The organism is Sporosarcina aquimarina (assembly GCF_019748715.1).
Classification (GTDB): Bacteria; Bacillota; Bacilli; order Bacillales_A; family Planococcaceae; genus Sporosarcina; species Sporosarcina newyorkensis.
The window spans coordinates 81,004-96,294 of the sequence record NZ_JACLBZ010000021.1 but is presented as its reverse complement, the minus strand read 5'-3'; the positions used below and the strand labels follow the sequence as shown (position 1 = coordinate 96,294).

Here is a 15,291-nt window from a genome sequence, read left to right as displayed (position 1 = left end):
ATGCGCTCGGCCGTTCAAACTGCAAAAGAAGCACAAGAAAAATTCATGAGCTACACCCAAGAGCAAGTCGATAAAATCGTCAAAGCGGTTGCAGATGCAGCCTTTGAACAATCTGGTCGTCTCGCTCAAATGGCAGTAGAAGAAACTGGCATGGGGGTAGCAGCTCATAAGAAAATCAAGAACGAAGTCGGTTCTCGTGACGTTTATGAGAGCATTAAAGATTTAAAAACGGTCGGCATCGTCAAAGAAGACCATTTAAATAAAGTCGTGGAAATTGCAGCTCCGTTTGGTGTGGTTGCAGCGATTATCCCGACAACAAATCCAACGTCCACTGCGTTTTTCAAAACGTTGATTTCTTTGAAAACACGTAACGCGATTGTTGTAAGTCCTCACCCATACGCAGTAAAATGTACACAGGAGGCACTTAAAGTTTGTGATGCAGCAGCAGTTGCCGCAGGTGCTCCGGAAGGTTTAATCCAATGCTTGACGCTCGCCTCTATGGAAGCGACACAGCAATTGATGTCACATAAAGATGTCAATCTGATTGTGGCAACGGGCGGCAGTGCGCTAGTAAAAGCAGCATATAGCTCTGGAAAACCAGCATACGGCGTAGGTCCAGGGAACGTTCCAGTCTATATTGAGCGTTCTGCAAAAATCGAAAAAGCTGTCAAAGATATTGTCGACAGTAAATCATTCGATTACGGCACGATCTGTGCGACAGAGCAAGCGATTGTCGTAGATAAGCATGTTGTCGATCTTGTCACTCGTGAGTTGAAGAAAAACGGTGCATATATCTTAACGGATGAAGAGAAGAAGGTCATGGAAGGCGTTATCTCACCGGCACCGGGCAAAATTAATCCGAAAGTAGTCGGTAAGAGCCCGCAGTTCATTGCGAGCCTTGCAGGTATCTCCTTACCAGAAGGCACTCGCCTGATCATTGGTATGGAAACAAAAGTCGGTAAGGACGTTCCGTTTTCATTGGAAAAACTTTCACCGATCTTTGCGATGTATATCGTGGATGGCGTGAAGCATGCGAAGGAAGTATGTCTCGATTTGCTTAACCTCGGCGGACGTGGACATAGCTTGTCGCTCCATACGGAAATCGACGCGGTAGCGCGTGAATTTGCGATGGAAATGCCAGTATCACGTATTATGGTAAACACGATGTCTTCTGTCGGAGCAGTTGGTGGAACGACGGGTCTGATGCCATCATTTACATTAGGTTGTGGATCATTCGGTGGAAATATCACATCGGATAACGTAACGGCGAAGCATTTATTGAATATTAAACGGATGGCGTACGGAACAAAAGAAGTCCAATTGCCGAAGCATTCCGAAACAACAGTAGCAAGCACGAAGGATGAGCTCGTCTCAGAAGTCATCAATAATGTTTCATCTTCAACAAACAGTAATATTGATCCAGCATTAGTGCAAAACTTAGTCAGTGAAATTGTTAAACAACTTACAAAATAAAACCCTATTAGGAGGAAACAATTATGAACAGAGAAGGTACAGCATTAGGAATGGTAGAAACTAAAGGTTTGATCGGTGCAATTGAAGCAGCAGACGCAATGGTGAAAGCAGCAAGCGTTAACTTAGTCGGCAAAGTACATGTCGGCGGCGGAATTGTAACTGTATTGGTACGCGGTGATGTAGGCGCAGTTAAAGCAGCAACAGATGCAGGTGCAGCATCTGCACAACGTGTGGGCGAATTGCTTTCTGTTCACGTAATCCCAAGACCACATAACGAACTTGAAATGATCTTGCCAAAAAGCGAATAATTCATCTGAATTCAATAGAATTCAGATGAAGCCTCCGGCGGATGTCACGAATTTTGAAAGGAGTTAAAAGGAACGCAGTCTAAGGTCGCCGCGTCCTGCGGCAACGACTGCATGATCTGCATCATGCAGACCTCAATTCAAAATTCAGACGCAATTACGCCGAGGCGTAATTGATTTTGTTCGGAAACAACAGAAAGGCGTGAACTAAATGAATCAGCAATTGATTGAACAGATTGTCGGAGAGGTTCTCGGACAGCTGGGGAAAAACCCTACTCAATTGCCGGAACGAGCGGTTCCCATTGCGGTTTCCGCCCGTCACGTACATTTACAGCCTGAACATGTGGAAGTATTGTTTGGCGCAGGGTATGAATTGACACAACGGTCCGAGCTTTCACAGCCGGGCCAATTCGCCGCAAATGAAACGGTGATGATTGCGGGACCTAAAAGCAGTATCGAACGTGTGCGGATTTTAGGACCTGTCCGAAAAGCGACCCAAGTTGAGGTCAGCTTTACGGATGCCATGAAGCTCGGCGTCAAGCCCCCACTTCGGGAATCCGGCAACATCGAAGGATCGGCACCGATTACATTGATCGGTCCAAAAGGCAGTGTGCATATTGAGCAAGGCCTCATTATTGCGCAATCGCATATCCATATGGGGACCCAAGATGCGCAGCGTTTTGGCGTTCAAGATGGTGAGTACGTCACAGTGGAAGCGGATGGAATCCGTCCGATTTCATTCCGTAATGTACGGATCCGAGTGAATGAACGCTATCGTTTGGAGATGCATATCGATACCGACGAAGCGAATGCCGGGTTTATTACACAAGGGACGATCGGTCGTCTGGTAAAACCAAACGAGGCGACTGAACCTGTTGGTTGTTCATTACCTGTATCGACGACAGTGAATGCCCCTAGTCTGGCAAAGACAGTTGCTCCAAAATCATATGAATTTACAAAGAAGCTCTTATCCACTGAGGATCTAGCTGCAATTACAGAAGATGAGATTATAGTTCCAAAAGGTACGATTGTCACAGCGCTTGCAAAAGATACTGCTCGGGAACTCGGAAAAACGATAACCGTCAGAAAGTAGAAAAAGGTGATTATGCATGCGAATGGGGAAAGTGATCGGTAATGTGTGGGCAACTCGCAAAGAAGATGGACTGGCAGGGCTTAAGCTATTGATTGTCCAACCAATAGATGCATATGGCAGTAATATACAGACCCATTTGGTAGCCGCCGATCGGATTGGGGCAGGAATTGGCGATGAGGTACTCATTACAAGTGGAGGCGCCTCACGTTTCATTTTGCCGAAAGAGAACCCGATTCCGATTGATGCGGTTATTATCGGAATTATTGATTCGACAGAAGTAAAGAGAGGTGAGATACATGAGTCAAGCGATCGGAATGATTGAAACAAAAGGTTTAATTGGATCGATTGAAGCAGCAGATGCGATGGTGAAGGCGTCGAATGTGGAAGTAGTATCACAGGAAATGGTCGACGGCGGAATTGTGACGGTCATCGTTCAAGGTGACGTCGGGGCAGTTCAAGCAGCTGTCGATGCAGGACGAGACGCAGCATCACGTGTTGGCGAATTGCTTGGTGCGCATGTAATCCCGCGACCAGACGATTCAGTATATGGCATGGTGAAACCACCTGCGCCGGCTGTTCCAGAAGTGAAGAAAGTAGCGGAACCGAAGGCGAAAACACCGAAGAAAGACTAAGTTGTATTGGCTTATGAGCGCGAACGCGTCTTTATGGGCAGTGATCGTGTACTTATGAGCGAGTTTTTGCTTTTATGAGCGGATAAACATTTTTATGAGCGCTTGCGTTGTCTTTATGAGCGCAAGCGTTTGCTCTACACAATGCATTCTATTTAGAAAGGAGTTATTTCCATGGCTTTCAAAAGACATAAAATTGCAGTTATCGGAGCAGGTCACACAGGTTCGACTGTAGCATTGATGGCTGCCCAGAAAGAATTGGGCGACGTCGTCTTAGTCGATATCCCGGATCTCTCCAATCCGACCAAAGGGAAGGCATTGGATCTCCTCCAAACTAGCCCTGTCCAGCAGTTCAACTCTCGAATTACAGGGACATCTAATTATGAGGACATTCAAGACGCTGCCATGGTCATCATTACAGCAGGAGTAGCGAGGAAACCAGGCATGAGCCGGGATGATTTAGTCGCGACCAATGCAAAAATCATGCGTTCTGTTTCCGAACAAGTGAAACGCTACGCACCAGAAAGTACTGTGTTAGTTTTGAGTAACCCGGTCGATGCGATGACTTACGTTTGTTACAAGACGACTGGTTTCCCTAAAAACCGTGTTATCGGTCAATCAGGCGTGCTCGATACTGCGCGTTTCAATGCATTCGTCTCAGAAGAATTAGATATTTCTGTTGAGGATATTTCTGGTTTCGTCTTAGGCGGGCATGGAGACGATATGGTTCCTCTTGTTCGGTATTCCTACGCAGGCGGTATTCCATTGGATAAAATTATTCCTTCTGATCGTCTGGAAGCAATTGTCGAGCGTACGCGAAAAGGCGGCGGGGAAATTGTGGGATTGCTAGGGAACGGCAGTGCATATTATGCACCTGCAGCGGCTTTAGTTGAGATGGCGGAAGCAATCATCAAAGATAAGAAACGAATTTTACCGTCCATCGCGTACTTGGAAGGCGAATACGGCTACCAAAACATCTATTTGGGTGTTCCAACGGTCCTTGGCGGGAATGGAATAGAAAGTGTTATTGAACTTCCACTGACAGTGGACGAGCAAAAAGCACTGGATCATTCGGCAGACTCTGTGAAGTCAGTCATTGAAATTTGCGAACGTCAAATGTAATAACGAGTCAACAAAAAATATCTCTCTAAGTCGAAACTTAGAGAGATATTTTTACGCTTTAATTTAGATAAGAATGAAGAACTAATGAACGAGTTATCAGGAGGTCCTACCAGTTGTCGAAATTTAAAAGTATTGCTTGGAAATTGTCTGGAATTATTATTGGGGTATTTGTGCTTTTATTCTTAATTTACACACTGAGCACAAGCACAATTTTACATAAACAAAGTACGTCGGATGCCGAAGAATATGCAGTGGAAAATACACAGTTAAATGCAAAAAAACTGAGTGAACGATTTAATAAGACAAATGAAATGTTGCACACGACAAAGCATATTTTAGAGACATTGCAGTCACAAGGAGATTTAACGACAGATGAAATCCTTGCTATCATTCAAAATAACTTAAAAAAGAATGCGGATGGAATGGGGATGTCAGCAATATTCGAAAAAGGCTTTATAACGTTAGATGAACAGTTGAATCAAAGTTTAGTCGATTCTCAAAAACGCTTCATACCATATCTATATAAAGAAGGCAGCAGTATTAGCATAGAGGCGCTTAGCGAGTATGAGACGCCTGGTGTAGGAGATTGGTATTTGATTCCGAAATCAGAAAACCGTGCCATCATGACTGAACCATATGAGTACAAAGTTGGAGGTCAGAACATCCTCATCACGACTTTGTCTGTGCCGCTAGTCAGTGAAAACGGTCAGTTTTTCGGCGTGTTGACAACAGACTTATCTATTGAGTTTTTAAATGAACTCGTAAATGAAATAAAGCCTGAAGGCGGGTATGCTTCCATTATATCCGAGAAAGGGAATTTAACAGCCAGTAGTTTAAAGGATGAACTAGTTGGAACGAACATGAAACAGCTTATCGACTGGGATCCTGTTAAGCAAAAGCTCGACAATTATGAAACTAGTAAATTATATATAGACTCTAGTTTATTGAATGAACAAGCCTTTAATACTTTCGCACCAATCGTACTCGATCAAATCGATGAGAAATGGTCTGTGGAAACAGTTGTGCCAAAGTCAAAAATTCTAGAAACATACAATAAAATTTTATGGATTACCATCGGAGCAGCAATTTTGATGATCATTTTAATGACTACTGTCACAGCAGGATTTATTTTCAAACAGCTAAAACCTTTATCTTCTCTGCAACAGTCCATTGAAGCAGCTGCAAAAGGGGATATGACGCAGAATGTGGGAGAGCAGTTGATCCGCAATGATGAAATCGGCGCAGTATCCATGGCATACAATAATATGCTCGATCAAACCAATCACGCCATTCATGCTGTCCGTGAGGCAGCCACCCGTCTAAATGAATCATCCACACATGTTCATCAGGCATTTGAGGAAATTGTGGCGGCTAGTGAAGAAGTTTCATTGGCAACAAATGAAATTGCACATGGTGCTTCCAAGCAATCTGAAGATACCGAGGAAACGAGCAACCGAATGTCCGAATTGGCTAATCAAATTAAAGCACTGTCTGAGTTGTCCGGTAACATGAATCAGTTATCCGAACAGACTGTTTCCTCAACGGAAATTGGGATGAACGAAGTGATTAAGTTGCGCGAACATAATGCATCCGCAAATGAAATGACAGAAAAAGTTCAACTTCAAATGGAGACGCTGTCGAATAAAATTGGTGCCATCAATCAAGTAATCATTTCGATTCATGATATTACTGCACAAACGAATCTACTCGCGCTAAACGCCAGTATAGAAGCGGCGAGAGCGGGTGAGCATGGTAAAGGATTTGCAGTTGTGGCAGAGGAAGTACGGAATCTCGCTGAACAGTCACAAAAAGAAACAAGTGTTATCCAAGGGATCGTTCAGGAAATTGTAGACGAATCTAAGCATACGACAGAAGTGATCGCAACAAATATGCAAGTGATGGTAGAACAAAACCAATCCGTCACGAGTACAGAAGCATCCTTCTCGCAAAATGTCGAATTGACGAACCAAATGCGTCAAGCGATTATGGAATTGAGTGCGGAGTTGGAAGAAATGCTTGTACACAAAGATCAAGCAATGCTGGCCATACAAAGCGTCTCTGCAGTATCAGAAGAAACCGCAGCGTCCGCTGAACAAGTCAGCGCCTCGTCCGCCGCTCAGCAAACCGAAGTAGAGCGTGTAGCAGACTCGACTAATCGAATGAAAGAAATTGCTGAAGAGTTGCAGACAGTGGTAGACCGCTTTCGATTAGAATAGGAAGTAAATAAATTTAAAAAACTGTTCACTATCCATGAATTTAGGTAGTGAACAGTTTTTTATTCTTCTGTAGGAAAGGAAAGTAAGTAAACTCCCATTTAGCAGAAGCCTAAAAAATATGCTAGTGGTAATTTAATTAGGTAATTTTCTTGTGGACTTTTAGGTAATTCTTGAGTATAATAGACTGAATAGGAAGAATTAAAATGTGCAAGTGATTATGCAAGCAAAAAACAAGGAATTCCATGTATCTTTATTTTTTAATGTAAGCGCTGTCATTTCGGATATGTTTAGGAAGACTGAGTATTTTAACGAGTGTGGAGCTACATTAAATAAAGATAAAAGTGGTTTTCAAATTCACTGTTCTTGCATATACTATGCAAAATACAAAAAAGCAGGAGGTCATCCTATGAAAAACAACAACAACTCTCACCAAGCATCTTCACTACCCGAGCAAAATGAGCAATTCTATTTAATCACAGGCTATTCGGAAGGTGGCTTCATCCATGGCATTACATGGGAAGAAGCTTACATTGAAGGACTAGCGGAGTGTGGCTATTTATGCGATCAGCAGATGATGTAAGTGGCAGTATAGAAAGCTCCATACAGGGTGCCTAGCAAGAAACAAAGGTGTTTGTCCAAACATTCACGTTTGTTTTGCACATAGGCATCCTTTTTATTGTCTCTTCATATACCAAGTCTCCTCATTCCTCAGTTTTCAACTCCCTTTTTCACTACTCCAAATCCTTAAAATGCCCCGTGGAACAGGCAACCTAAATTTCCTGACATCACCGAAAATCCTTCTGTTCTCAAGTAGTAAAAAAATTATAGTCTCTTTACTATAATGTGAATTTTCACACTATGAAAAACTTTAAATTTGCTATACAATGAATAATAAAATTCCGACATAGTTGATGAGGAGGAATATAGATGATTGCATCCATAAGAAAAGCTTGCCAAGTAATTAGCTGTTTTTCAAATGACGATCCAGCTCTTGGCGTTGGAGAAATTGCTGAGCTACTAGATATGCCTGTCAGTACAACGCATCATATTGTCAGTACTCTGTGCAAAGAAAATGTTTTAATGAAAGACCATCAGAAAAAGTATCGATTGGGCTGGAGGTTGCTTGAATGGAATAATCATGTAATGTTCCAGCAAGACGTTTACGACAAGGCAATGCCTTTTGTGAAAGACCTCATATCCCAGTATAAAGGTACTGCCCATATTGCGATGTTTGATAAAGGGACAGTTGTATTTGTGTTGCGTGTGTCCTCCCATGACGCTTCCTCTATCCAAACGTATTTAGGATCAAGAAAACCATCTTATGCAACGAGTTCGGGGAAAGTACTCTTGGCAAATAATCCCGCTTATTTAAAAGAAACAGTGGCTCAGGGCTTGGCACATGATGGCCCAAATACAATTACAGATATAAGCAATTTAAAGAAAGAGCTAGCAGATATTCGCACAAAAGGATATTCAATTAGTGACAGTGAAAACTCTGACGGCATGTACGGCATTGCTGCGCCTATTTTTTCTTACTCTGGCGGAGTAATAGCAGCCGTGAATTTAGTAGGGTTATCCTCTTATATGCAAGGAACTCAGCGCACACAGATGATCCAAAGCGTTATGAACACAGCGCAATTGATTTCAAAGGAATTAGGATATATTGAAATTTGATAATTCTATTGCTAAGTCTATTGTAAAAGTTATTTGTATTTCCAAATGGAGAGAATACAGTAATGTCATGCGCTCTTAAAAGACATTAAATATTCTGTCTATTCTACATTATGAAAAAACATAAGGTAAACCACTTCGGTATTCTGTTAAATTTAATTTATAAATTTAGGATAAGGAGTGAGGAAAGTGGAAAGTACGAAACAAGCAGAGCAGGTAATGAGGGTAAGAGATACTAAAATAGTAAATTCTGAGAAGCAAGTAGAAGGAAAAAGCAAATGTGGAAATGAATGTGAAAGTTGTAAAATTTGCTTCTACCAAAGAGAGGGGAAGAACGAAGTATAGATATAATAATTGTTGATATGTAATAGAAATTTAAAAGTTCTTGCTGCATCATTGTTCGGTATAATAAAATATGTTAATACGTTAGAGTTATTCAGCGAAAAAATAAATCGGTATTTAAGGTAACTATTTCGCACCGTAGGTAACCAAAAGACGATTGGAAAAAATAGACTCCAACAACCACCCTTCTTAAGGCAGCGGTTGTTAAGAGTCGTATAGATGGTTATAAAGAAGTAGAGAAATTCACGATTATCAGTAACGACCATTTTCTGTTAGAACCAATCTGTACTGCTCCATCGTTCAATTGTTGGTGTGCACTATTTACACAGAACTTGCTTCAACGATTGCTCAATTCTTTTGTATTTGGAAACGACTCTTTGCAAAAGAATAGAAGACTGGCAGAACGGAGAGAAAAATTACTGACAGAATAATGGTTGAGAAATTATTTTTAACAAACGGGATATTTCCAAACAGGTAACCAACTGTTGTAAATAGTCCCACCCATAGTACAGCACCAATTACATTGTAAGCGAAGAAATATCGATAGTTCATTCGACTTGAGCCTGCAATAAACGGTATAAACGTACGGACAAATGGCATGAAACGAGCAATGACGATCGTTTTACCACCATGCTTATTAAAGAAATCCTCAGCTTTTCTCATCTTTTTCTGGTCAATAAATTTACCCATCCGTCTATTTTGAGTGATTGCTGTTCCTACTGCTTTACCGATATGATAATTTATTGTATCCCCTAATACTGCGGCTACAAAGAATACTAAGATTAATAGGACAATATTAAATGCATCCATCGCAGCGAGAGCACCAGCTGCAAACAAAAGTGAATCACCCGGCAAAAAAGGAAAAATAACAATACCTGTTTCAACAAACACAATTAAAAATAGAATAACATAGGACCAATTTCCAAAGTTTTGAATAATTTCAATCAAGTGTTCATCAATGTGTAAGATAAAGCTTATTATGTTTTGGATGAATGTCATTCCTATTCTCACTTTCGAGTAGATTATTTTTTTCTCTTAAACATACGAGTCAACCATAGATATTATACTTCTTTTTCGCATGCTTGTCATGAATAACTCAATTGTGATGCAGCCTCCAAATGATCACACCCCTTAAACGAAAGGTAAGGCAACAACTATTTCTACCACCTCTCCGACTATTCATGGTAAACTAGAATAAATAAAATACTAAATGAGTTTGCACGATGCGTTGGTACCTATCAAGGTGTAAAAGGGAATCCGAAAATCGGAGCTGTCCCCGCAACTGTACACACGGACGACCGCTGAGAAAAGCCACTATGGAGACATGGGAAGGCTTGGCGGAAGGATGAAGTGAAGCCAGGAGACCTGCCAGACATCGTCAAAGCAACACTTTCTTCGGGGGTTGAGAGGTGGGGGCAAAAGGGTCTCTGCGGTTCATGCGATTTGCATGAAGTTCTTTAGAGCTGCCTATTTTTGTTTCCTCAATCACAACTATTACAATCATCCTGCCGAAGAGCCAGGATGATTGTTTTTTTGTTGTATAGGAAAGGAGACGGCGAAATGAGAGTTCTCGAACAATCAGACGAACGTACACATGAACGTGCGTTGCTCGAAGTTTTGTATAGACAAGCGGAACAATTGCACAAAAAGCCAGCATACCAAGGATTTCATCAAGTAGTGCGGAAGCTGGTGAGTGACGGTTTATATGGAAGCTGGATCAATCACTATTCATCCAATGAAATCAAATGGCTAGGATTGCAAATTATGCCGGAGCGAGATCAATTGCTATCCGCTAAACAGCTTCTTCAGTATATGAAAGAATTTGTCACTTGCAATCATTATGATCGAAGACTGGGACTGCCGCAAGAACGGCTGATGCTTATTGCGATGGCAGCCATGCGGGATGAAACTGTGCAACGGTTGCAAAAAGTACGAGAAGCCTATTGGGTCTTGAGTATGGGGTATGTGACGTTACCGGATGATATCATGGCGTTTTTCGGCAAGACATTCTATCCAGGGCAACCTGTACGTCGTCTTCATTCAATGAACCTCTTGGATTCACGGATTCCATCATTTTTGGCCAGTCAAGTGAAGGAAAAGCACATCCGTATACCTACTACATTTATGGAACAGGTGAAGGCATGTGGATCTTGGCTCGTATTTGATATGGAGGAAGTACGTCGCGTGATGAATGGTTCTCTGCAGGACGTCGGCAGTGAGTCGTTCCGTCGGGCCGTTGCGAACCCATCCATCACGCACAAAAGGCTTTCCGCTATCGGACTGATGAAGCAGCTGTTAGCTAGTGACGGCATCGTTTTCCATTTTGACGATGACTTTCAGCGTGGAACAAAAGGATTGCATTCGCATATCCAGCTGTCGAAAGTGCTACGGAGAAACGTCTTGGCTCGTGTTTGTGGAATTCATGTCCGTTTGCTTAATGGCATTTTGGATGTATGGGAACGAGAAGACAATAGACGAGATCTGCAAATTGAAGCAGCCGGATGGGAAGAAGCGCTTGCAGATCAACGAATTAGCTTACATTCGGAACAGGCAGTGTCATTCATTGAAGAACTATCTGAAGAAATTAATCTACATGTGATAAAAACTTCATTGCAACTGGCGAAGGAAAAAGGTCCGTATCTTCAATTTGAAGGCTCAAATTGGCAGAGTGGAAGCTACTTTGAACAGCGTAGTTATACAACAGAAGAGTGGCAAAAAGTAAGGAATGAAATTGCAGGGAACGGAATCCGGAACGGCTGCTTACGGAAGGCGTCAGATACTGAAAGTTTGTCTGGATATTCCTTAACAAAGCACCAACAATTGTCGATGATTAACCGGCTTGCGGTGCAACAGAACCACACGGATGTCGGCGGCTCAATCACATTGGAGAAGTCTGCTTTCATAGAAACGGCAGAACTTTTGCAGTTGCTCATGAAAGCGTGGAACTGCGGAATCAAAGAAGTTCATATAAAGTAATGGTCCCGCCTATTGAGATGAAGACTGAACTGGCGTAAAGTTAAGATAACTAGCAGTTTTCATCCGAGGTGAGGTAGATGTTCCAGTTTGATACACTAGGGCAGGAAATGGTGAAGGAATTTTCGAATTTAATACAGCAAGAAGTGATTTTAACGGATCGGAGAGGCTTCATTCAGGCCAGCACGGACGTTACACGGCTCAATCAGTTCCATGAAGGCGCATTACTATGCATTCGCCAAAAGGAAATGCTCTATATGGCAGATGAGGAAGTAGAACGGTTGCGTGGTGTACGTAAAGGTATTGTGCTGCCAATCCTCATTGAAGGTGAGCCGATTGCCGCGCTTGGTATCACAGGCGAACCTAAGATGATCCGTCCGCAAGCACAGTTGATCTTACGGGTGGCAGAACTATTTATCCAAGATTCATTGAAACGAAAGCAGAAAGATGAAAAAGTACGGGACATGGAGTTTTTCGTATTTGATTGGCTGACGGGTACGAGAAAAGATGAGCGGTTTATGGAAAGAGGTACACTGCTTGGAATTGACGTTACGCTTTATCGGCAGGTAGCGGTTCTGGAAGTGGTCGATTTACTAGAGCAGTTTTCGGTTGAGGAAATGGAAACATTTGCGTCCATTCAGAATATCCATGATTCCATGAAAATGATCCGCTGGGCACAGAATAAAATCTTGTTGTTGCTTCCAGAAATGAATCAAGAGACGCTTGAGCATGAATTGAAGTTCTTATTGCTTCATATGAAACGACGCAAAAAAATACAAGTTGTTGCAGGGATCGGTGCGCCAACACATTATTTTGACTTAGCCAAATCATTCGCACAAGCAGAACGTGCAGTCAATGCCTCAAAAAAATCGGGCGAGATTGTCTTCGAACATGAGCTGCGTCTCGAAATTATTTTGCAAAGCATCCCAGAAGCCGTGCGTGCGGATTTTTTGGGCCGCACGGTAGCTCCACTTATTAAAGAAGAAGAGCTGATGAACAATTTGAAAATCTGGTTTTCAGAGAATCAATCTATGCAAAATACAGCACAGCGTTTGCATATCCATAAGAACACATTGTCTTATCGTCTGCAAAAAATCGAGCAGTTAACGGGGTTATCTGTATGGAGTACACATGATGTGTTTTTGCTGTACTTGGCATTGTGTTTGATGGAAGAGCAATTGTCAAATAATGAATGAGTGAAAAGTTTGCTTCATTTCCTTTATGGGAATGGGGCTTTTTATCGTTGGCAGCCTACTCATATAGTCTTTTAAGAAACAATGATCGTTTTTGTGAATTATACGTCCTATACATGGTAGGCTTACTATGTGCTCTATCCTTTAAGCAGTGGAGGGATTGTGGATGATAAATAAAACTAGAAACAGGACGACTAAACGCTGGATCCTATATATCCTTCTATTATTTTGCTTGGCCTCTTCCCTTCTATTTGTGAATCACAACTATTCATTTTATGATCGTCCAATTGCTCAAGTGGTTCAAACGACATTGGAAGATACAACGAAAACGAAGGATATGCATGGCAATGAAGATACTCTGTTTACTCAGCATATCGTAGCTATATTAAAAAATGGGGAAGAGAAGGGTCAGCAAATTCATTTAACGAATCAGTATTCCACTTCAGGAGCATATGATCAGCAATATCATATAGGAAATAAACTGTTTGTCTCCATTGATTCGGAGACAGGAGAGAAAATAGCAGGCAGTATCACAGATGTAAAACGTGATCAATATGTGCTGGTTGTTGCTTGGATTTTTATCTTTACGTTATTGATCGTTGGACATAAGCAGGGGCTGCTTGCGATTGTCAGTTTTGTGATCAATGTCCTGCTGCTGTCTTTCGCCTTAGATATTTATGTACATTATTCACGGGTCAGTCTGCTGCTGATTTGTGGGTTATGCATTCTTTTATTTACCGCCATATCGTTATTGCTCGTTAGTGGCTTCAATGAAAAAACGTATGCAGCGATTGTGGCGACGCTCATCGCAACAGTGGCATCGCTGTCTATTACTTCTCTTGTCATCTGGCTCACGTCGGGAAGCGGTCTGCGCTATGAGGAAATGCAGTTTTTGACGCGACCGTATCATACAGTGTTCATGGCAGGACTGTTCATCGGTTCGTTAGGCGCCATTATGGATGTTGCGATTACGATGTCTTCCTCGATCTTTGCCTTATATGAAAGGGACCACGATATATCGATCAAATCGCTGAAGACTTCTGGAATGGATATAGGGAAAGATATTATGGGAACGATCACGAGTATTTTATTTTTCGCTTACATCAGTGGTTCGATTCCAATGCTGATTTTGTATTTGAAAAACGCCTCTCCATTGGGTTTTGCTCTTTCGATGAATCTTTCATTGGAATTGGCCCGTGCACTGGCTGGCGGAATAGGGATTGTTCTTACGATACCGATTGGTCTGTATACGACAGTATTTTTCGTTAAGCGAAAGAAGGCGAGAGTATGAACGTATTGGTATGGCTCGCAGCGATTTTACTTCTATTGATGGCATGGGTGGGTGGAAAACAAGGAGCTAGATCTTTTCTCTCTTTATTCTTGAATTTTGGGGTCATATTTCTAACTGTGATGTTTATGATGGATCCGGCTGTCAATCCGATTTTGATCACATTCATTGCGAGCATATTGATTGGCTGTGTTAGTCTATTTTTTATTAATGAAGTGAACGGTAAAACGACGATCGCGTTTATTTCTACTATGGTCACCATCGTAATTTTATTGGTTTTCATTGTGATCGTATCGCAGAAATTAATGATTCAAGGTTTTGGTGAAGAGGAGGAAGAGGCGATTAGCGGTCTGTCCCTTTATATTGGTGTGGACTTTATGAAGATTGGAGCTTCCGTTATTATCATGAGTACAATCGGTGCCATTATGGATGTGGCCATTTCGATTGCTTCGTCCATGCATGAAATATTTAAACACAATCCACTCCTCAGCAAAAAAGAGCTGTTCAAATCTGGAGTCAGTATTGGCAGGGACATATTAGGAACCGATACAAATACATTGTTCTTTGCGTTTTTCGGAGGATATTTGGCATTGCTTATTTGGTTTAAAGATCTGAACTATTCCATTGGAGAAATCGTCAATTCGAAAATATTTAGTTCTGAGATGATCTTGATACTTTGTGCAGGAATGGGGGTCGCCTTGGTGATACCGATTGCTTCCTGGATCAATGCGTATTTTTTGGTCAAGACAAGAGAAAAGTAGGAAGAGTTAAAGCGAGAGAAGCCCTTAATAGCTTCTCTTTTTTACATTTGAAAATGTAAGCGTTTACTGTCCGTAGGTGGAATGATTTAGTTGTTTTCATGCTTATATTTGTACCTTTGCACAAGAATCCAATGAAAATTAAATACAACATTGTACTTTTGTCTATATGAATTAAATAGTTAGACTATTAGAATTAGACTAATAAGTTGGATTTTTTGAAAGGGA

At 41.7% G+C, this 15,291-nt stretch carries 14 protein-coding genes and 1 riboswitch; of the genes, 13 read left to right on the top strand and 1 reads right to left on the bottom strand.

What is annotated here, in order from left to right; genetic code table 11:
• From H7J92_RS11005 to H7J92_RS10965, 9 genes are all read left to right on the top strand, one after another.
• On the top strand, window positions 1-1,473 hold the full coding sequence (locus tag H7J92_RS11005; RefSeq protein ID WP_171805961.1) for an aldehyde dehydrogenase family protein: 1,473 nt from the start codon (window positions 1-3) through the stop codon (window positions 1,471-1,473).
• A 23-nt stretch (window positions 1,474-1,496) separates the two neighbouring features.
• The gene (locus tag H7J92_RS11000) at window positions 1,497-1,781 is read left to right on the top strand and encodes a BMC domain-containing protein (protein ID WP_009499205.1); all 285 of its coding nucleotides are present in this window, start codon (window positions 1,497-1,499) and stop codon (window positions 1,779-1,781) included.
• A 208-nt stretch (window positions 1,782-1,989) separates the two neighbouring features.
• Complete coding sequence (pduL, locus tag H7J92_RS10995) at window positions 1,990-2,871, top strand: phosphate propanoyltransferase (RefSeq protein WP_221836979.1); 882 nt, start codon at window positions 1,990-1,992, stop codon at window positions 2,869-2,871.
• A gap of 16 nt (window positions 2,872-2,887) precedes the next feature.
• Window positions 2,888-3,193, top strand: a complete 306-nt coding sequence (locus H7J92_RS10990; protein ID WP_009499203.1) for a EutN/CcmL family microcompartment protein — start codon at window positions 2,888-2,890, stop codon at window positions 3,191-3,193.
• Window positions 3,168-3,503, top strand: a complete 336-nt coding sequence (locus H7J92_RS10985; RefSeq protein ID WP_009499202.1) for a BMC domain-containing protein — start codon at window positions 3,168-3,170, stop codon at window positions 3,501-3,503. The genes H7J92_RS10990 and H7J92_RS10985 overlap by 26 nt, the downstream gene beginning before the upstream one ends.
• Window positions 3,504-3,674: 171 nt before the next feature.
• Window positions 3,675-4,622: a malate dehydrogenase gene (mdh, locus tag H7J92_RS10980; protein WP_009499201.1), complete on the top strand. Its 948-nt coding sequence runs from the start codon at window positions 3,675-3,677 to the stop codon at window positions 4,620-4,622.
• 113 nt (window positions 4,623-4,735) lie between these two features.
• Window positions 4,736-6,838, top strand: a complete 2,103-nt coding sequence (locus H7J92_RS10975; RefSeq protein WP_221836977.1) for a methyl-accepting chemotaxis protein — start codon at window positions 4,736-4,738, stop codon at window positions 6,836-6,838.
• Between the two features lie 406 nt (window positions 6,839-7,244).
• The gene (locus H7J92_RS10970; RefSeq protein ID WP_171805952.1) at window positions 7,245-7,418 is read left to right on the top strand and encodes a hypothetical protein; all 174 of its coding nucleotides are present in this window, start codon (window positions 7,245-7,247) and stop codon (window positions 7,416-7,418) included.
• Window positions 7,419-7,765: 347 nt separating this feature from the next.
• Window positions 7,766-8,512: an IclR family transcriptional regulator gene (locus H7J92_RS10965; RefSeq protein WP_078818694.1), complete on the top strand. Its 747-nt coding sequence runs from the start codon at window positions 7,766-7,768 to the stop codon at window positions 8,510-8,512.
• A 687-nt stretch (window positions 8,513-9,199) separates the two neighbouring features.
• Here H7J92_RS10965 and H7J92_RS10960 read toward each other — a convergent pair.
• On the bottom strand, window positions 9,200-9,850 hold the full coding sequence (locus H7J92_RS10960; protein ID WP_078818693.1) for a DedA family protein: 651 nt from the start codon (window positions 9,848-9,850) through the stop codon (window positions 9,200-9,202).
• Window positions 9,851-10,062: 212 nt separating this feature from the next.
• A riboswitch (cobalamin riboswitch) is annotated at window positions 10,063-10,238 on the top strand.
• A gap of 173 nt (window positions 10,239-10,411) precedes the next feature.
• Here H7J92_RS10960 and H7J92_RS10955 point away from each other — a divergent pair.
• From H7J92_RS10955 to H7J92_RS10940, 4 genes are all read left to right on the top strand, one after another.
• Window positions 10,412-11,827 carry a ribonucleoside-diphosphate reductase subunit alpha gene (locus H7J92_RS10955; RefSeq protein WP_221836975.1) on the top strand — a complete coding sequence of 472 codons (1,416 nt, stop codon included), beginning with the start codon at window positions 10,412-10,414 and terminating at the stop codon, window positions 11,825-11,827.
• Window positions 11,828-11,904: 77 nt separating this feature from the next.
• Window positions 11,905-13,020, top strand: a complete 1,116-nt coding sequence (locus H7J92_RS10950) for a CdaR family transcriptional regulator (protein WP_078818691.1) — start codon at window positions 11,905-11,907, stop codon at window positions 13,018-13,020.
• Between the two features lie 163 nt (window positions 13,021-13,183).
• A complete protein-coding gene (locus tag H7J92_RS10945) occupies window positions 13,184-14,308 on the top strand; it encodes a YibE/F family protein (RefSeq protein ID WP_221836973.1) in 1,125 nt (374 codons plus the stop codon).
• On the top strand, window positions 14,305-15,066 hold the full coding sequence (locus H7J92_RS10940; RefSeq protein ID WP_009499191.1) for a YibE/F family protein: 762 nt from the start codon (window positions 14,305-14,307) through the stop codon (window positions 15,064-15,066). The genes H7J92_RS10945 and H7J92_RS10940 overlap by 4 nt, the downstream gene beginning before the upstream one ends.
• The last annotated feature ends 225 nt before the right edge of the window (window positions 15,067-15,291 follow it).